The sequence below is a fragment of the Serratia sp. Res13-Sevr-LER1-36-b genome (assembly GCF_015673035.1).
Classification (GTDB): Bacteria; Pseudomonadota; Gammaproteobacteria; order Enterobacterales; family Enterobacteriaceae; genus Chania; species Chania fonticola_C.
In genome coordinates this window covers 1-18,299 of record NZ_JADACK010000011.1, presented here as the reverse complement: position 1 = coordinate 18,299, position 18,299 = coordinate 1, and the positions used below count along the sequence as shown (strand labels likewise).

Below are 18,299 nucleotides of genomic sequence, written 5' to 3'. Positions count from 1 at the left end.
GACATCCTGTCTTGGAGGTTATTTATCCAGACGCCCGGTCAAGGCGAGGACGAAGTTGGAGCCCATGTGTTTGAAATGCGGCTGCACATGCAGCTGTGTCAGATACCAGCCGGGATCATTCGCGACTTCCTGCACCTCAATGCGTGCAGCGCGTAACGGGCGGCGGCTGCGAACGCTGGCGGGTGGGTTCTCCTGATCGGAGACAAAGCGTTTTAACCAGTTGTTGAGCTGATGCTGCAGGTCGCCCCGATTGCGCCAGCTACCCAGCCGTTCACGCTGCAATACCTTGATGGTGTGCGCCAGCCGGGTGATGATAAACAGGTAAGGCAGTTGCGCCCCCAACTGGTCATTGACCCGAGCGTTCATCCCCTCAGGCGTGAGGTCGGTATATTGCGGCGACTGGATTGAGTTGGCCGAATAAAACACCACGTCCTGCCCTTGCTTGCGCACCCCAAGCGGAATAAACCCGGCCATCGACAAGCGGTACTGCCACTGGTCCGACAGCAGCGTCTCGGTTGGGATCTTTTCTTGCCAACGCCCCAGCGCCGCAGTGTAGCGCGCGGGTAGGTTACGGAACGCTCCGCCGCTCTCCGCCCCGATAATGTTCGGGCACCAGCGATAACGGGCAAAGCTGCCCGCCAGGCAGAGCGCCAGTAAAAAGGCGCTGTTGCCCCACAGCAGGTGCTGATGTGTTGCAATCTGTTCCTGATAGACAAATTGCCGGACCTGCTGTGACGCCGGGGTATAAGGCTCGCGCTGCAAGAAACGGCACACGGTCAGCCCCAGATAACGGGCATCCGGGGTAGCCCGGAGCGCCTGCCAGCGGATATGTGTCGGTGCAGCCATGACCGCGTCCAAATCAAGAATAGAGGGCAGATCGGCGAGTGAATCAACGCCGAAGAAGGTGGCGTTTGCCGCCGAAAGAAACGGCGCATGCGCCATGGCGCTGACCACGCTGAGGTAGTGCAGCAGTTTGATATCGGCGGCACCGGGGGTGAAGTCATAGCAGCCAATAACCGCCGCCACGGGTACCCCACCAAACTGGCCGTAGCCTGCCGAATAGACATGCTGGTAATAGCCCGAGGAGGTAATGTCTGGGGAGAATTCGAAATCTGCCAGCAGCTCTTCCTGGGTGGCATGGAGCAGCGTCAGCTGAATGTTCTCGTGAAACGGAATGTTATCGACCAGCAGGGCCAGCCCACGCCAGGTCGATTCCAGGCGCTGAAACGCCGGAGCATGCAGGAACGCATCCATCTGGGCACTCAAGCGCTGATCCAGTTCCCGCAGCAGGCGATCAATCAGCAGAATGCTGAGGGTGATGTCACGGCCTTGTTCCGGCAGGGTGCGCAGCAACAGCGCGATGTCCGCGTGGCTCACCGCATATTCACTGCCGTTCAGCGTGGCAAGCAGCCCTGCGGCCAGTGAGGTGCGCGGTGGGAAAATGTCTGAATCGATCTGTAGCGTATCTAACGTAGCCACGGCATCCTTGCTCCCTGGTGAAGAGTCTTGTCCATTATTTTGCGACTCTGCCGGTTCTGGCGGAGTGATTAGCGCTGAACGACGTTGCCGTCAGGCATTACATTCATGTTGTGAAGCAATCAGAGCGGCCCCGCAGGCGGTTTTCATGCCTTCCAGCGCCACAGGCACCCCACCGACCAGTGCAGTTTCTGCACCACTGACAATGGGGAAGACACCTTTGCATTGCGGGCAGGAAACCAAATGCCCCACCAGCGCTACGTTCGTCCCGCAGAACTGCATCACTGACGATCCCTGTAACACGACTCCACCATGAGAGGTTTTGTCGCCTTGTAAAATCACGGCCTTCCCTGCCATACGCCACCATAGTTAGTATTTTCTTAATAGATTACAGGATGTATACATTTGAAAGAAGTCGAAAGATAACAGCGAGTAATGAATCTGTGAGCGGCATAGGGATAAAGGGGATCTTTTAGCATCAATCTGGAGGCATTGATAAAGTGTTCATTGCATTGCCTTAACCAGGACGAGGTCGGCGGTTGTTTCTGCGTAACTGCACGCAAAATAAACGCCATTCGTGTAATGAGCTCCAACAGGTATCTCTGGCATACTAATCAGATACAGCATGGTAAGTCGGATTAAAGCGGAGGCGGCATGGCAGATGAACACTTAACTCAATCCCCGGCGGGCGAATTTGTGATGTTTGCCAGTGATGACGGCGAGGTGCGCGTTGAATGCCGCTTTGAGCACGAAACACTGTGGTTGCCTCAAGCGACCATTGCGAACCTTTACCAGGTCACTCCGCAAGCCATTACGCAACACATCAAAGCGATCTACGAAGAAGGTGAACTTGTACAAAACGCAACCTGTAAGTCTTACTTACAAGTTCAACAGGAAGGAAGCCGTAGGGTAAGCCGCAATATGCTTCACTATAGCCTGCCCGTGATCCTTGCGGTCGGTTATCGTGTTCGTTCTTCTCGAGGCACCCAATTCCGTCAGTGGGCCACCCAAACTCTCCAGGAATACCTGATCAAAGGCTTCGTGATGGATGACGAGCGGCTGGAAATCCACCCGTTGGAACATCGGCTGTACCTGACTATTTCGACGAGATGCTGGAACGCATCCGCGATATCCGCGCCAGCGAGCGCCGGGTTTATTTGCGGGTTCGGGAGATCTTTGCGTTAGCCGCCGACTACCAGCCCTCACTCAAAGAGACCACGCTGTTTTTTCAAACCATCCAGAACAAACTGCATTTTGCCTGTACCGGCCATACCGCTGCCGAACTCATCCATCAGCGTGCCGATGCCAGCCAGCCTCATATGCTGAATTTGAAAGGTAGACCCTGTTAAATCCGAACCGCTGGACGGCTGGAAACCAACCCAACCGTCAGCAGCGCCAAATGCGGCTCAGTTAAACGTTACCAGCATTTCCGTAGAGGCCGTGACCGCACCGATTGGCACGCTGCTGCCTCCCGAACACAGTCGCCAGGTGAGTTGATTGGTCAAGGTTTTGCTGCTTTCCGCACTGGTGATACTGCCCAGTTTTATGCGGGTGCCATCAAAGGGCAAGCCGGTTGTTGCCTTACAGTCGCCACTGCCTGTCACCCCGTTATCAATTTCTCCGGTGATATAGCCTCCCCCCTGATTTAATGCCAGCCGTGAAGCGGTACTGTCGTACTGACCACTGATGGCGCGGAACTGCAGATTGATATTGGCATTTATCTGGTTATTAGGCTGTCCGCAGGTGGCAACCAGTTGTACTGGCTTCACCGCCAGTTCTGCATTGGCCTGGGTATTGCGAATGACCGATCCGAAGTTAATGGCTGTCGGGGTATTCACGCTACATTCCAGCGTAGAGATGCGCAGGGAAATATTGGTGGGCAATATAGAGGTAATTCTATCCCCTGAGGCAGTGCCGGAAAAGCTGCCAAAATACATGGGTGGAACTGACCCTTCTCCATCTTGTTGGGTACCGTCCGCCACCAGTACCCAGGTGCCTGAGAGCGTTGCCGTACGAGCACCCGAACTCGAGTAAAATTCCGTATTTCTCGAACTAGCAGGGGGGAGGCACCATGCCAAGCCTGGCGGTGAGGTAATATTATTTTGTGACGTTGAGGAGCCTTCGGTTTCCGGCAGCCCAATGGTGCCAGTCAACCTCCCCTGTGAATTGTTACTTAGGGTATAAGTGGCGCTACCCGAGGCCCGAGGGATCAATCCGACTCCGGAGACCCCGGCCAGCGGGAAGGCTAGATAGCCACCAATGTTTTTCAATTTACTTGAGTCCATGCATCGGGTCGGTACCTCAGAGACTGACAAGAGTCCGTATTTGGGATCAAGTAACGCATAATCGAGAGAACCGCTTAATGTTGCGTTAAACGGCATGCCCTCCCATAGGATCCCCGTACCCTTGCCGATGGTGATGGTTTCCGCCAGAACAGGGGCCGCAAGGGGCATCATTAACGCCATGCTGGCGATACCGCATGATGCTGTCTTTATTAAACGCTGTTTCATCACTGTCCTTCCTCACATTGCACATTCAGCATGCGCACCGGATTGTTTGCTGATACTGCCGCCTTGCTCAGGTTGAAGTGGGCCAGGCACTGCTGTGCAGCCCCACGGCCCCACGCCGCGCGCAATTTTCCCTGTTCCGGCAATCCGCTCAGGTACACCTGGCCTGCATCACCCACGATGCCGCTGTTGATCTCCGCTCCTTCGCCGGCCAGTGTCACCAGCGTGCCGAAGGGGACTGTCACGCCAGACTGGGTCAGGGTTATCAGCGCCTGATAGCCGGTGCGTGGCGTAAACGTGGCCGCTACCACCGCCCCTTTGGTGGGGTAGACATTGGTACTGCTCTGCGGCAGGTCGACATCTTCCGGCAGCGTCGACGGGTTCAGGCTCACCGTGTTGTTTTGGTAAGGCGACAGGTACGGCACCACCGCATACCCGCGGCTGTCGGTACGGATCCCGCCGTTCATTACGCTCACCCCGGCAGCGCCCGGTGCGCGAACCACGGCCACCGAGGTGCCCAGTTGCTGGCTCAGCGTCACCCCGTTGGGGTGGACCACCAGACCCCCGTTACCACTCACATTCAGTGAGTTATAGCGGCTGCTGTGGCTGTACCCGGCGCTGACCATGCCCTGGCTCCCCTGCCAACCCAGATTCAGGTTGCTGGTGCTCCCCCCGTTGCCACTCTGGTTGTTGTTACTCCACCCCTGCATCAGGCTGTAGGACAGGCGGTCTTCCGCCGCCGAGCCGCTCACCCCCACCTGTTGCCGCACACGGCCTTCACTGTCGTGCGTCATCTGGTAACTGGCGTAGCTGCGGTTGAGGGCGGGCTGCGCGCTGAACAGGCTGAACGGTACCTGCATATTGAACGCCAACTGGCGATTCTGCGGCCAATCCCCGTCGGATTTTATCCGGTCAACGCTGTAGGCCAGGCCATAGCTCACGCCGTGCCAACTGCCGGTGTAACCTGCGGACAGGGTGTTGTTCACCTGCTCATCGCCCCAGTAATCACTGCGCGCACCCGACAGGTACAGCGATCCAAAATCCCCCAGTTGCTGGGTTACCCGCACCTGGAAATCCGAACGCTGTCGGGCCAGTGCCCAGGGCACCTGGCCTTCACTGAGCTGATAACCGCTGTTGTTGAAGTCGGCAAAGTTGTAATAGTGCCGGGTGGAGTAACGATAAGCCGTCAGATCCACCGAGGTGCCCGTGCTGAGCAGGCTTTTGGCATAACGTACCCGGTATGACTGGCCGCTCTGTCTTTCGTCATACATGCGGGCCGATGAGAGGGTCACGTCCGCCGACATGGCGCCGAAATCCCCCAGCGAAATCCCGCTGCCCGCCACCGCCGAGGCGTATTTCTCCGCTATCAGCCCGCCGCCGTACAGCGTGATGTCATGAGGCAGCCCGTAAATCAGGGTGCCCAACGCAAAATGGGCCTCTCTGGAGCCGGTGGTAATGCCGCCGTTGTAGCGCCCGGTGGTCAGTTCGTACTTCAACCCACCCGGGCGTTGCATCACCGGCAGCGCCGAGAAGGCCTGGGTCCAGGTACGTACGCTGCCATCCGCTTCGGTCACCGTGACCGTCAGGTCTCCCCCTTGGCCGGTCTGGTACAGGTCATTAATCCGAAATGGCCCTGGGGCGACATACGCCTGGTACACCACGTTACCGTTCTGGCTGACGGTAACCCGTGCGTTGCTCTGTGCAATGCCGCTGATCACCGGAGCAAATCCCCGCAGGCTGAGCGGCAGCATGTCTTCGCTGGAGCTCAATTTCACCCCGCGAAACGGAATGCTGTCGAAAACGTCATTGCCGGTGTTGTTTTCCCCAACCAGCACATCCGAACGCCAGGCCTGGATATCGCGTTGCAGATAGGTATTTGAGAAACGGGTTTGCTGGTTGCGTTGCGTGTCTCCATAGCCGCTGCGGCTGTTATTGTGGGTGTAGGTCATGTCACTGCGCAGGCGCCAGGCCTGCCAGTTCAATCCGCTGTGCAGCCCAAGGAACAGGTTGGTCTGTTCGCTGGTGGATTGGCCCCACTGTCCGTCCTGGCGGCTGCGCCCGCCGTTGAGGGTATAGTTGAGTAAAAACGCGGTCATGCCCTGGTCCCATAGCGCAGGGTTAACCACGCTGCTGGCGTCCGGCTTCATCGCCACCTGGGGAATGCTGAGTTCCAGGCGCTGCTGCTGAAAATCAAAGTGCACTCGGGCATCAGGGATCAGGGTGGCCAGATCACTGACGGGCTTGTCGACCGGCAACCCGCCAAAAGCGGGCAATGCGGGGGTATTGATCCCCATCTCCGCCAGGAAGGCCGGGGTCAGTTCCGGGCTGACCTGGCCCTTGTCACCCGGGGTGAACACGACGCGGTATTGGCCACGTTCGCTGCGGTTGACCAGCACCGTCACCAGATAGGTGCCCGGCGGGGTCTGTCCGGCGCTCTCAAACGCACTCAGGTCGGTGACGGCTTCCAGGCCACCACCCAGCGACAACAGCGCCGGGTCAAAGTAGTCGCGGCCCCAGGCTGGAGACGTGCCTGCAATCAATGCGCTGCCCACCAGGAGTGGGGAAAGAGCAAGGGCAAGAGGGTGAATTTTCATTGTTATCCTATCCGTCTGAAAGAACGTGGCTCTCCGTAACGAGCCAGGAAGGGCGAAATCGTCAATCCTGTTGGGCAACCGGGGTATCCCAGCCATCTTCATCAATCAGCTGCCAGCTGACTTTCCCGCTCGCGGTGGCGGGCAGGGTGTAAGACTGCTTGCCGAAAGGCGGTACCATCAGGCGCAGAGCCGGTTTGTCCAACGCCACATTCCCCACCGCCAGGCGGGAGAAGGTGAGCCAGTAGGGGGTCGGATTGGTTGCTGTCAGTTGGTCGCCTGCCCGGCTGAAGGTCAGCTTCGGGGCCATGTCTGCCACGGCGCGTTTCACCAATCCTGCCGGGCGGTAAAACAGTTTGATATTGCTCACGACCGTCATCACCATCTGCTCACCGTCGGGCTGCTGGGTGGGCAGTGCCTTCATGGAGATAAAAAACACCGACTCGCGGTCGTTAGGCAGCGGCATATCGTTGCGCCGGATACGCAGCGCCAGTTCACCGTTCGCTTCCAGGCGAGCCAGCGGCGGCGTGACAATAAATGGCATCACCGGGGTGCCATGCCAGCTCAGATCGACATCCCCGGTGGCTGGATCGACCGGGCGGATCCATGATTGCATCAGATACGGTGCCGGGCTTTTGTTGTAGGCGGTCAGCGTTACGCCCTGTTTTTCGCCCTCCGGGTAAATCACCCGCAGCACGTAAAAGGATATCCCCGGCGAGACGTTGTCCTGTGCCAGGCCCATTTTGTTGACCAACAGGCATAGGCCCATCAGAAGATAAATCGGGTATTTCATGGTGTGGTCTCCGTGGAGGCTGAACCTGTCTGCTGGCAGGACTGGGAGAGCCCGCCAAAGTCGGTGAGCGTCTGCCAGGCCACCTTATTCACCGGCCCGTTAACGGCCAGGGTGATACTGCTGTGCGGAGGCACCATCGCCGGTTGTTGGTCTAGCGCCACGGTATGCCCGTCAACGGCCAGCATCCCCAGGGTCTGAAAATAGCCGGTGGGATTGATGACCCGCACGCCGTGCGCTTCACGCTTGAACGTCAGCAGGCAAGGGGTGTTGTCCGCGGGTAACGCCAACCCTTGCGGGCGATAAAACAGCTTGATCACGAAACGTATCCCTACCGACAGCCGATCGGCCGCCGTTACGGGTTCAGCCTGTGCAGGAATGGCCGAGATAGAGAGATAAAACAGCGACTCCTGGTCGGTGGGCAGCGTGGCACCCTGCGGCAATAGCCTTAGCAGTTGGCGGCTATTGCCTTGCAGCGAGAACAGCGGTGGCGTAACGATAAACGGCGCAGGGGTCGTATCGTCCAGGCCGTTTTGTACTCGGGCCTGGACCAGATAAGCCTGTTGCCCGCTATTGCTGACGGTGAGGGTTTGCGCTTTGTCTGCTGAAGAAAAAATAACGCGTGTCTGTCCCAGGCTGATGCCGCCGCTCCCGGCCTGTGCAGACAGGCTGAAAGTGAGCAGCAGGCTTGATAGCACCTGATGAAATCGCTGTGTCATCGGGCCCTCACTGATAGAGAAACGTAAACATCAGCGTGGCCGTCACGTCACCGGTCGCGACTGCGGCACACCCGGTGCTGCCGCCACAACTGGCACCGGCATAAAAGGTGAACGTCTGGTTGACCGGTATCTGTCCGGGGTTCGCCAGTGAAATCACGCTGTTGTTTTTGACTTCGGGCTGGCTGTAATCCGGCACGGAGGCACTCTGGATCACCAAGATCCCGGTATTCGCCGCCGATCCGGCATTGCGAAACAGCCATTTACTGTCTTGGGTGGTGCCGGTGCCCGCGATAGTCACGACAGGCTTGAGGCTGCCGCCCGCAGAACCGGTGCAGTCCTGCACGGACAGGGTAAAGGGCTGTGGAGCAACCAGCTGGTTTGGACGCAACTGGGATTTCGCGATGACACCCAAAGGCAGCGTGCTTTTATCCAGGCTGAGCGTGCAGGTGCCATTGGTCAGCACGGCGGAGAAATCCAGCGTCACGGCCTGCACCGGGGCGGATACCGCTCCACCGCCTGCCAGCACGACAGCCAGCACGGTCTTAAGGTAACGTTGCGCTGAACGCATCGGTGCCTCCGGTATCATTAATGGTCTGCCACTGCACTCGCTTGCCGGTTGCCAACGGCGTTTTAACCGGCCAGATATGGTTGCCGAAAGGGGGGATCATGAGTGCAGCCGGCGTGTCCAAGGCCAGTTGTTGCCCATCTACCTTCAAGTCGGCCAGGCTGACAAAATAGGGAGAGGGATTGGTCACCTTCAGCCCCCCAGCCACGCGGGAGAACTGCAACTCTTTTTGGGCGGCGGCAGAGGAGCCGCTCAGGCTCGCAGGCCGATAGAACAGCTTGATAATGTTGCCCACACCGAAACGCAGTTGGGCCTGCACGTCATTACGCTGCTGAGCCGGATCCCTTTGCGTACTGGCCGGGATCGCGGTGGCATGCAAATAAAACACCGACTCCCGATCGCCGGGTAGCGGCTGGCCGGTAAAGGCGATACGTAACTGATTGGTGCTTTGAGGTTCCAGGCGGAACAGCGGCGGCGTCACGGTGAACGGGGCAGCGGTCTGTGCATCCTGCTTACTGCTGATCGCGGCTTGCACCAGATAAGGCTTATCGCTGAGGGTATTACGGACGGTTACGTTGATACTGCTGGCCCCTTCCGGGTAAATCAGGCGGGTGGCATTAATGCCAAACCCGGCGGACCAGCCAGCCAACGGCGCACCCAGCAGGGCCACTAGCAGCGAAAACAGGGAGATAAAGCGTGTCATATTGCGGCTCCTGAAAAGGCGGGCCATCGGCCCGCTGGAACACATCAGTTGTAGGCAAAGCTGAACAGGATTGGGGCGCTAACCATACCGATATCTGGCGTGAGAGACGTAGAGGCCAAACCAGCCTGCAGACTCAAGGATTTCGCGTTGAAATCGCCTGCTTCCGGGGTCTCACCTGCTTTGGCTACCAATAATTTTTGGCCGGCGGTAATGTAGGTGGTTGGTGAGGTCACTTCACTTAACATGACGCCGGTATTGGTGCCGGTGCTGTTAAAGATGTTCGGGTTACCCCCCAGCGTCTGGCCGCTTACAATCAGGCTTGCCTGATCGCCTGCTGCTGCAGGGGTTTCACAGTTGTTCAGACCCACGGTGAAGGTTTTCACACTGCTGGCAACCGGGGTTGCCACAGCGGTGAAGGCAGACTTGGAATAGTTACCCAGGTCCAGGCTAGCGTTGGAGAGAGAAACGTCGCAGGTCGCTGCCACAACGTTGGCGGTAATGGTCATCTGGGCGTTAGATGCGGCCTGAGCCACGCCAGATCCTGCCAACAGAGCTGCAACAACCGGGGCCAGAGTAAAAATAGACTTACGCATAATGAATTCCTTATTTACGTATTAAAAAAGTGAATAAAATCATTTCGTAGCGGATTATTAGCCACGAGCCATCATTTATCTGAACAGTCCGAGCAGACAAAGCACCTTCAATAAGATCATCACTACTGATACCGTCAGTTTTTTTAAGACGTGAGCAAAGCATCCTGATGCTATTTCCATGCGTTTTTTAAGCCAAGACTATGCCCTAATGGATTGAGAGAGGTTGGCTATCCATCAAGCATGAAAGACTTGTTGTGCTGCTGTCTTTCTATCACGGGATACACAGTTTGGCTGAGCTGGAAATGGAGGGGTTTCCGCACTCTATAATTATCTAAATCGAAAACAAAACCTTTCATTTTGATTTTTTATTCAGATTAATCTCTCGGTGGTAATGATATATGTTTAGGATACTTCCCGGCTGATCATTGAGGCCGGGATTATTACGGCCAACCTTATTTTTTTAAAGTTTTTTTTGATGAATAAAGAGATTTTGCAATAATTGCCTTGTCAGGTGGTTTTTATGGCTAAATTGCGAGTTATTATCGTATGTATCATTATGTTTCCGGTATATTATATCGCAAATTTAATTTAACCAGATTTAAAACTCGTTATTGTGCCGTTTATGAATGCTTTCATCCGATGTGGTATTAAATACACTCAGAAAGCCAAGCAAAGGGGACCTGCATGCCGTTTGCCGCTTTGATCAGTGGGCTTTGGCCTGTAACACGGGCTTATTCATCATGAAAGCTCGTAAGAGAAAAGGTTTAACCTAATGAAATATAAGAAACATAATGCAGCCTTCGACAAGGTCCTGACGGCGTTGCAGGTGTTGAGCCGTGTTGATTGCTGCCCTCCCGATACATTGCCACCTAGAGATAAATGGCCCAAGACCCGGGATATTGCCGATTACTGTGATACCAACATTTATGTATCCCGCTACTACCTGATGAAACTGGTAAAGAAAAAGAAGGCGCATGTCTCATCGGTGCCAGACCAAAAGAGCTTACGCTGGTGTATTGCAACACCTACCAGGGGTGAGGATTTATCCCAATGATGTATCACATAATCAATGGTGTCATTTAAAAAGAATCAGGCTGTTAAGGTGTCAATATGAACTCACGCATCGCTATTGCTCTGTGGGGCAAAAATTTCTATTTCTTACAAGGTATTCGCCACCTTTTTGAACGGTACTTTTATCTCCGGGGAGTATCCCCTCTATTTGTCCATGCAGATTGCAATGATATTATTCATCTGAAAGTTGCGGGTCTGATTGTCAGGAGCAACGCCAGTTGGAGGGGAGATGGATATCAACGGTACCAAATCCTCATACGGAAAAAAAATACAGAAGGGGTTACCTATCAACAGGGAGAAATCGACCTGAATGATAAACCCGAGGCGGTGATGCAACTGCTGGATAGGCTGTTCGACGTGCAGCTCAATAATAATGCCCCCTGCGTACCCGACTACGAAAAGATCACTCGGCGAGAGCGAGAGGTCTTGCAGGCGATAGCGGCAGGCTTATCGCCCACACAGATAGCCAGAAAGTTGCAGATCAGCACCAAGACCGTTAGCGCCCATAAGCAGGCATCCATGCGAAAATTGGGATTCCAACGCAGTCACGATCTGTACCACTGGTTGTGGCAAGGCAGCCCGGATATCTCGAGGGATACTGTGGAAGAGGATGCTGCGCCAAGGGTGAAAGGTTGAATGAAAGCACTCATGGTTGTTTTTTAAGGGGTACAGATGTGGGCCTTCCTTTCCTTCCATAACCCAGTGCGAGGTGGGCCACACCCCGCACTCACCAAAGCTTAGTTCTCCACCAACTGCACCACCACGAGCCTGCCGCCTTCCTCGGTGGAGAGCACAAACTGAACCCCATCGTTCAGCGCCAGCTTGTCACCGATCGCCACCAGAGTTTTATCCGGCAAGGAGAGCAACCCGCTGATGCCTTCATTCACCAGCCACCACTGATCGTTATGGAATACGAAATAGCCCACGCGTTTTTTCTGCGCGTCCGGCGTGCGTTCGTTGGGGGCGATCAGGCGGTTAACGTGCCAGGCATAAATCGATTGGCCGCTCCATACCATCAGGCGATGATCGTCGGGGCGGAAGCTCCCGGCTTTACGCGAGGAGTAAAGGTTCAGGATCGGCAGCTTACCCTTGAACGGCGTACCACAATACGGGCAGGCTGGGCGGTTTTTACCGGAAAACACGTACCATTTCTGTTCGCAGGCAGCGTTTTGACACGGTTGGATCAGATCGACCGTTTTTACCAAAGCCGTTTCCCACTCATCCGCCGTTGGCCGCCTGGTGGGTTCGTGCAGACCCTCGATAAACGCCCTTTCAAACAACGGCGTCAGGTAGGGGCCCATAATGGTGTAGGGCACTTTCTGCGGATCGGCCCAAGGTAGCGAAGAAGGGCTGACCTGGTTGAGTTTGACCGCGTTGCTGTGGTCCGTCGGGTGTTCAATAAACAGCGCCTTTTCACCCATGGCCAGCGATTCATCGCGCATCTCATCGTCCATGTCATGGATCTTGCCGCCGCGCAGCGGGTGACGGAAGAACAGGTACATGTAGATAAGGACGGATAATGCATGCCTGTCGGTGGCAATGCTTGGCAGAATGCGCTGCGGATCTTCCTTCGGCAGGTGGCTGGTTTTCACCACTTCCGGGGCAATAAAGTCCGGCGTGCCGACCACGTCTGGGGGATATTTGCCTGGCACCACTAGCCCATCGACGTCAATGATACAGGCGTGGCCCTGTTCGGGGTCGATCAGCACGTTTTTATAGCTCAGATCGCTATGGCACAGGCCAGCGGCGTGCATACGCCGGACGGCCCGGGTCAGCAGCAGGCACACCTTCAGGTAATTCAGGGTGTTGCCGCGTTCACGCGGATCCAGGAACTTGTTCTGGTTATTGGCGCTGGCAAACCATTTGCCTTCCTTCTCGCGGCCTTTAATCCCCAGGAAGTCGTTATTCTTGGAGCCGTACTTAAAAAAGAAGTGGCTCTGGTAGGTGGGCACCACGATGCCGATTTTGCCGTCGTGTTCCACTATGCTGGTGGGCCAACAAAACAGCCCTTGCCAGTAATCCCCACCGGCTTGTTCAAAGATGTTCTGCCGGTAGCGGCCAGTGATCATCTCGATGCGCTCTTTCGCCTGCTCGTTCTGCGGCTTTTTATAGAACGCTACCACGTATGACTTATCCGGCGAAAAGTAGACGTCTTTCATCGAGCCGGAGCCGATGATCTCATCGACGTACTGGATGGTTTCGCCATCCCTGGTAGTACAGGTAATAATATTTGCCATGTTACTCACCCGCTATGTAGTCCAATCCATTCACCACGCCACGATTAGGGTCCGATCGTCGTGATTGCCCGGGGAGAAGAAGTTCAGCCATTCGGCCAGCCGCTCTGCGGGCTGCGCAGGGTCGCTCAGGCAGGGTGTCAGCTCCGCGATCAGATCGTCCCACTTCTGGCTATTTTGTAGGCCATTATCCGTTTCAAACCGGGGATCGGAGACGCCGTCCGTCATCAGTACCAGATGAGAGACCTCGGTCCATTTACCGATGCTGATGCGCTTACTGAAGTTCGTATCGTTCACGGCATCTGCATCCAGGAAGCGCGTTTGGCCCGCATACTCACCGCTGTCTGGCGTGCCCAGTACGCGCACTTTGCCCACCGGCCCGTAGGCCGCAATGGCACCGTCGCCCAACCAGAAAGAGGCGGCGAACAGCTCGGCCCCGGTACGGAAGGAAACGGTGACCAGCAGCGTGGTCGAATAGGATTTGGCGCTCTCTTCGGCCCGGATGGATTCATTACTGATATTGTTAACGGCCATGATCGCGGCCTGGCGGAATAGGCGATTAAATGCCTCCCAGACTATACGCTGATCGTCAGTTCCCCAGTTTTCAACGCAGGCTTTGAGTTCCAGCCCTTTGTCGCTATTCAACAGGGTAGTCAGGTAGTCGCCCACGGTTTGAGTCGCGATACGCGAACCCTCGCGCGAGTTTTTAGCGCTACCGGCTCCGTCGGCCACCAGCATGACGTTCCAGCCGGTATCGCTATTGCTGGCGATGTAGAAGTCATCATCCCGGAAGGTGCCCGCATGCTCGTGTGAACGCCCTCTGCGGCTGGCCGCCACGATGTTTACGCCAGGCTCCAGGATATGCTGATGGGCGACATGCGGTTTGAAATAGCGCGAATCGGCAGGCGGCTCGAGGATTTTCCACAGGCTGCGCGGGTCGGGGTTAACGATAAAGGGCACTTGGGTGGTGCATTGCGGCGCAGCAGGGCAAGACCAGGTAACCGTGATGTCAAAGTCGCCGCTTTCGGTGGCGGTTCCTGCCAGTGAAGAGGTCGCCGGATCAAAGGTGATGCCGATATCTTTGGAGAACGTGACGGCCAGCACTTCGGCAGTCGTTCCATCATCCAGCACGATATCGATTTCAGAGTGGAAGGGGACGCCGGTACGAGCATTAGCCACGTTGATTTTTGCCTGCGGCTGATTGTTCTGCGGCGTGCTAATGGGGGTAGCGGTGCCGGACGGGATCTGGCCTGGCTTCAGGTTTTCTTTGGCGGTTTCTTCAGGCAATGTGGTATCTCCTTGCACTTCCAGCGGCTCAAACGGTGCTTTCTGCCCGTCGTCTGGTGTTGGCAGAACTGCGGTTTCTGGGGCGGCAACAGGGATGTCATCGCTTTTGGTGAGGACCACTTTAGGCTCGTCGGCCAAGGTATCGTCATTGGCAACCAACGGCGGAGCTTCTGTTGTCTCAACCGCTACGGGGGTCTTGGCCGTCACTTTCGTGATGAGGTTGGTCAGCAAGGTGCCGATCTCATCATCGGCTTGCAGGCTGGCAAGCTGGGCGTCATCCGTTGTTGCGCCCGTTTCTGCCAGGATCAGCATGAGTACGTTCTGGCGCAGTTTCTCCACGTCTTGCATCAGCCTTTCCCTCGCGTCACGTCGAAATCAGAGTCGCCGCCGTTTTCCCTGAACGTCAGCCCCTTATCGCACCATGGGCAAATAACGTCATCGGGTCCGTTGACGCACAACAGCTTGCCGCAGGTACACATCGCAAAGGCGCTGGCATTGCCGCAGTACGGGCAACCCGGTACGCCGTGCAGTTCGCTGGTATTGACCTGAATGGCAGACGCCGATTCATCGCTCCAGGCAAAATAATCCTCATCGATCGGGAAGCAACCGTTGAGATTGAAGCCGTTGATATTGAGCTTGAAATCCAGCGAGGAGAGGTTGATGGCCGGGCGTTCGTATTTCATCAGATAAGGGCGGCGTGACTTGCTGCAACGGCCCGTCAGGGTGACGCAGTTTTCGTCGTAGGCTCTGGCAATATCGTCTTTGGCCAGCCGCACAATGTGATCGGTGTGGGTGAGCAACGGAGGTGCATCTTCCCCCACACTGCGGCTGTGGGCTGAGACAGAAGCGGTGATCCACTTGATGAACTGGGCGAAATCCCCTTCCTGGCTGTCGGTGAACAGCAAGACGTTGTCGGTCAACTGCCGCAGGATGTTCATATCTGCAGACGGGCCAAGGCCAATGGCGATCAGGTTGACCTTATTGGCGTAGTTTTCTTTCCAGCGCTTGATTTCGGGGGCGGTATCATCCGTTGGGCGGCCATCGGTGAGCAGGTACACCACTGGTTTCCAGTCGCCTTTGCGTTCCTGGGTGGTTTTTCTGACCTGTTGATCCAACTGACGGGTCAGTTCCCGCAATGCCGCGCCCAGGTTGGTGCCACCGCCGATCGGCAGGCGAGGGGGATAAAACGACACCACCTCCACCAGCGGTACGATGGTTTTTGCCACCCCAGCGAAAGCAATCACCGATATCCAGGCGGTCTCAAGCGCGTGGGGGTCTTTTTTCAGGTCGCTGACGATCCTTTGCAGGCCATCATTCATTTTCTTCAGGCTTTCCCCGATCATGGACTCTGAGCAGTCCAAGACCAGGAAGATGGGCAGTCTTCTCATGGTTAAAAACCTCGTCAGGCGGATGCTTCTTGCAATGCGCGTCATGGGGCAATGAAAAAACAGGCAAAGCTCCGGGTAGAGGCTTTGCCTGTTGGCTACAGAACCAGCTGTATTTCCGGTGGTGGTGGTGGGAGGTTATCCTGCCCGGCGTTAACACCCGCACTGGAACTGCCTGACGCGACGCTGGCCGACACCCATTTGAAGAAGCCGGAAAAGGCCGTTGAATCCAGAGTTTCGAGGGCCACAACCTGAGAGGTCAGTTGCTTGAGGTGTTCATGCTTGGCCTTTGGCCCGACCGCACAGGCGATAATGGAACCGAAGGAACGTTTTTTGACTTCTTTGATCGCCTCGCCATAGGCATAACTGTCTGACGGGGTGCCATCGGTCATCAGGAATACCAGTGGCCGCCAATCGCCTTTCTGATCGCCATCGGAGCGGTGGATATCCCGATCCACGCACTGGATCAGGCACTCAAGCGCGGCCCCGGTGAAGGTGCCACCTGCGCTGGGGACAACAATATCGGTGAACTGGAACTCTTCCAATGAGGTTAACGGGATAAACTCCCGGGCTTCGTTATCAAAGGTAATGATGGAGATGTGCACGCTTTCCAGCGCATACGGATCCTGGCGCAGCGCGCTCATCATTGATTGAATGCCCACGTTAACGGCGTGGATAGATTCCCCGCGCATCGACCCGGAGGTATCAATTAGCAGGTAAACGGGTAATCTTCTCATTGCAGGTAGTTCTTCAAGTGGGACACGAAGGAGTCGGATTCGGAAGGTTCGCCAATGGCGTTCAGCTTCCAGCCGGTGCTTTCACGCACCAGCTCGGCAAACAGCATGGAACGCTGGCCATCAAAGGCGGCCCCGCCCGAAAGATCGAAACGCGCCATTTCCACGTTTTTGGCATCCACCGCACGGATAAAGGCGTTTTGTACCTTGCCGAAGTGCTGCTTCAGCTCCTGGCCGTTATAAATCTGCACGATGAAAACGATTTTTTCGTACTTGGGATCGAGGGAGTTCAACTGGGCGATAATCTGCTCGTCATCACCATCGCCCGCACCGGTGCGGTTATCGCCGGTCAGCCAGATGTGGCCAGACTTATGGCGCAGGCTGTTGAAGAAAATGATGTCCCCGTTAACCAGCGAAGGCCGGCCGTTTTCCACATCGCCCAGATCGGCGACTTTGCCTTGGGCATTACACAGGAAGGCGATGACGTCGAGATCATACTCCGGCTCTTTCTTGCCAAACAGACCACCCAGCAGGCCTTTCTTCTCTTCATTGATATCCCAGCCGAGCCCAATGGTGACTGAGGAAAGGTCGTGTTCGTTTTTACGCAGGCTGACGCTTTGTCCTTTACGCAAACTGACTGACATAAAATCTCCTTGAATATGTTTTATAGAACAACGTTAACTTCGGGTGGTGGTGGCGGTAAATCGTCCAGACCAATGACTTCCTTTTTACCTGACTCGACTTTCTGGCTGCCGACGGAAATGCTGGCCGACACCCATTTAAAGAAGGCTTTGATCGAGGTGGAGTCCGCCGTATCCAGCTGGAGCACGATCTCGGTGATTTCCTGGAGTACTTTGGTTTCGGCGCTGTGGCCAGCGGCACAGGCAACGACCACGCCGGTTCTGGCGGCTTTAAAGTCGCTGACGCCTTTACGCCAGTCATCCGTTGGTGAGCCATCGGTCATGATGAACACCAGCGGGCGCCAATCGCCTTTGGTCTCGGCGGTGGTTTTCTGCACTTCGTTGCTGATGCTGGTGGCGACCAGGGAGAGGGCCTCACCCAGTGCGGTGGTGCCGCTGGCCACCAGTTCTGGCAGCTTGAAGCTCAGCAGGTCGGTGAGGGGCACCGCTTGGCGTGCGGAAGAATCAAAGGTAATGACGGAAACATAGGCGGTTTCAAGGGCGTAGGGATCTTGTCGCAGGGTGGAGAGCAGCGTTTGCACTCCATTTTTGACCGCCTCAATGGGTTCGCCCGTCATGGAGCCCGAAGTATCAAGTAACAGATAGACCGGAAGTCTTCTCATCGTATTCCCTTATTGAGTGCCGAGTTTTACATAATAAGTGTTCTGGTCGTTATCTCAACAGAAATACCCACGTTTGCAGGAGTAGATTTGTTTATTTTGCGATCGCTTTCTCCCCTCACCCCGACCCTCTCCCAAAGGGAGAGGGAGCCAGCGCGGTGTTGTGGTCGGGTACTGGAATTGATCTGTAACAGAGCTGATGTAGAGGATGTCGTTGAGTTGTAGCACAGACAGTCCCCTTCATTTTGTATAGGAAGAGGGAGCTGCTAGCCCCTGCTCTTTTGGAAGTAAAGAGGAAACTCGATCGTCCCCTTATCCAAGGTGCGTTTCCGAGTTTTCAGACT

At 55.8% G+C, this 18,299-nt stretch carries 17 protein-coding genes and 1 pseudogene; 3 read left to right on the top strand and 15 right to left on the bottom strand.

The window, feature by feature from the left end:
* Positions 1-18: 18 nt before the first annotated feature.
* The gene (gene tssC, locus IMQ33_RS07180; protein ID WP_196061405.1) at positions 19-1,479 is read right to left on the bottom strand and encodes a type VI secretion system contractile sheath large subunit; all 1,461 of its coding nucleotides are present in this window, start codon (positions 1,477-1,479) and stop codon (positions 19-21) included.
* A 90-nt stretch (positions 1,480-1,569) separates the two neighbouring features.
* Entirely contained in the window at positions 1,570-1,833 is a 264-nt protein-coding gene (locus IMQ33_RS07175; protein WP_071682755.1) for a PAAR domain-containing protein, read from the bottom strand.
* Between the two features lie 297 nt (positions 1,834-2,130).
* Here IMQ33_RS07175 and rhuM point away from each other — a divergent pair.
* Positions 2,131-2,798 (top strand): annotated as a pseudogene (rhuM, locus tag IMQ33_RS07170) (RhuM family protein); the annotation flags it as partial.
* An 84-nt stretch (positions 2,799-2,882) separates the two neighbouring features.
* On the opposite strand, the gene IMQ33_RS07165 reads toward rhuM, so the two are convergent.
* The 7 genes from IMQ33_RS07165 to IMQ33_RS07135 all read right to left on the bottom strand — a co-directional run bounded on the left by IMQ33_RS07165 (position 2,883) and on the right by IMQ33_RS07135 (position 9,944).
* Complete coding sequence (locus tag IMQ33_RS07165) at positions 2,883-3,986, bottom strand: hypothetical protein (RefSeq protein WP_230326612.1); 1,104 nt, start codon at positions 3,984-3,986, stop codon at positions 2,883-2,885.
* The gene (locus IMQ33_RS07160) at positions 3,986-6,577 is read right to left on the bottom strand and encodes a fimbria/pilus outer membrane usher protein (RefSeq protein ID WP_196061404.1); all 2,592 of its coding nucleotides are present in this window, start codon (positions 6,575-6,577) and stop codon (positions 3,986-3,988) included. Before IMQ33_RS07160 ends, IMQ33_RS07165 begins: the two co-directional genes overlap by 1 nt.
* A 61-nt stretch (positions 6,578-6,638) precedes the next feature.
* On the bottom strand, positions 6,639-7,367 hold the full coding sequence (locus IMQ33_RS07155; RefSeq protein ID WP_186531631.1) for a molecular chaperone: 729 nt from the start codon (positions 7,365-7,367) through the stop codon (positions 6,639-6,641).
* The gene (locus IMQ33_RS07150; protein WP_196061403.1) at positions 7,364-8,083 is read right to left on the bottom strand and encodes a molecular chaperone; all 720 of its coding nucleotides are present in this window, start codon (positions 8,081-8,083) and stop codon (positions 7,364-7,366) included. The genes IMQ33_RS07155 and IMQ33_RS07150 overlap by 4 nt, the downstream gene beginning before the upstream one ends.
* A 7-nt stretch (positions 8,084-8,090) precedes the next feature.
* Positions 8,091-8,651 carry a fimbrial protein gene (locus tag IMQ33_RS07145; protein ID WP_196061402.1) on the bottom strand — a complete coding sequence of 187 codons (561 nt, stop codon included), beginning with the start codon at positions 8,649-8,651 and terminating at the stop codon, positions 8,091-8,093.
* On the bottom strand, positions 8,626-9,351 hold the full coding sequence (locus IMQ33_RS07140; protein WP_098929226.1) for a molecular chaperone: 726 nt from the start codon (positions 9,349-9,351) through the stop codon (positions 8,626-8,628). Before IMQ33_RS07140 ends, IMQ33_RS07145 begins: the two co-directional genes overlap by 26 nt.
* Before the next feature lie 44 nt (positions 9,352-9,395).
* Positions 9,396-9,944, bottom strand: coding sequence for a fimbrial protein (locus IMQ33_RS07135; RefSeq protein WP_065683502.1), 549 nt, complete (start codon positions 9,942-9,944; stop codon positions 9,396-9,398).
* A 772-nt stretch (positions 9,945-10,716) separates the two neighbouring features.
* Here IMQ33_RS07135 and IMQ33_RS07130 point away from each other — a divergent pair.
* Positions 10,717-10,998: a FaeA/PapI family transcriptional regulator gene (locus IMQ33_RS07130; RefSeq protein ID WP_196061401.1), complete on the top strand. Its 282-nt coding sequence runs from the start codon at positions 10,717-10,719 to the stop codon at positions 10,996-10,998.
* Between the two features lie 56 nt (positions 10,999-11,054).
* Complete coding sequence (locus IMQ33_RS07125) at positions 11,055-11,651, top strand: LuxR C-terminal-related transcriptional regulator (RefSeq protein WP_161712985.1); 597 nt, start codon at positions 11,055-11,057, stop codon at positions 11,649-11,651.
* Between the two features lie 101 nt (positions 11,652-11,752).
* On the opposite strand, the gene IMQ33_RS07120 is transcribed toward IMQ33_RS07125, so the two are convergent.
* The 6 genes from IMQ33_RS07120 to IMQ33_RS07095 all read right to left on the bottom strand — a co-directional run bounded on the left by IMQ33_RS07120 (position 11,753) and on the right by IMQ33_RS07095 (position 17,958).
* Positions 11,753-13,252, bottom strand: coding sequence for a helix-hairpin-helix domain-containing protein (locus IMQ33_RS07120; RefSeq protein ID WP_196061400.1), 1,500 nt, complete (start codon positions 13,250-13,252; stop codon positions 11,753-11,755).
* 30 nt (positions 13,253-13,282) lie between these two features.
* Positions 13,283-14,884 (bottom strand): PP2C family serine/threonine-protein phosphatase, encoded by a 1,602-nt coding sequence (locus tag IMQ33_RS07115; protein ID WP_196061399.1) that lies wholly within the window; start codon positions 14,882-14,884, stop codon positions 13,283-13,285.
* The gene (locus IMQ33_RS07110; protein ID WP_065683507.1) at positions 14,884-15,924 is read right to left on the bottom strand and encodes a TerY-C metal binding domain-containing protein; all 1,041 of its coding nucleotides are present in this window, start codon (positions 15,922-15,924) and stop codon (positions 14,884-14,886) included. Before IMQ33_RS07110 ends, IMQ33_RS07115 begins: the two co-directional genes overlap by 1 nt.
* 95 nt (positions 15,925-16,019) lie before the next feature.
* Positions 16,020-16,658 carry a VWA domain-containing protein gene (locus IMQ33_RS07105; RefSeq protein WP_161738807.1) on the bottom strand — a complete coding sequence of 213 codons (639 nt, stop codon included), beginning with the start codon at positions 16,656-16,658 and terminating at the stop codon, positions 16,020-16,022.
* Complete coding sequence (locus IMQ33_RS07100; RefSeq protein WP_024484436.1) at positions 16,655-17,299, bottom strand: TerD family protein; 645 nt, start codon at positions 17,297-17,299, stop codon at positions 16,655-16,657. Before IMQ33_RS07100 ends, IMQ33_RS07105 begins: the two co-directional genes overlap by 4 nt.
* A 20-nt stretch (positions 17,300-17,319) precedes the next feature.
* Complete coding sequence (locus IMQ33_RS07095) at positions 17,320-17,958, bottom strand: VWA domain-containing protein (RefSeq protein ID WP_021807361.1); 639 nt, start codon at positions 17,956-17,958, stop codon at positions 17,320-17,322.
* Positions 17,959-18,299 lie beyond the last annotated feature (341 nt).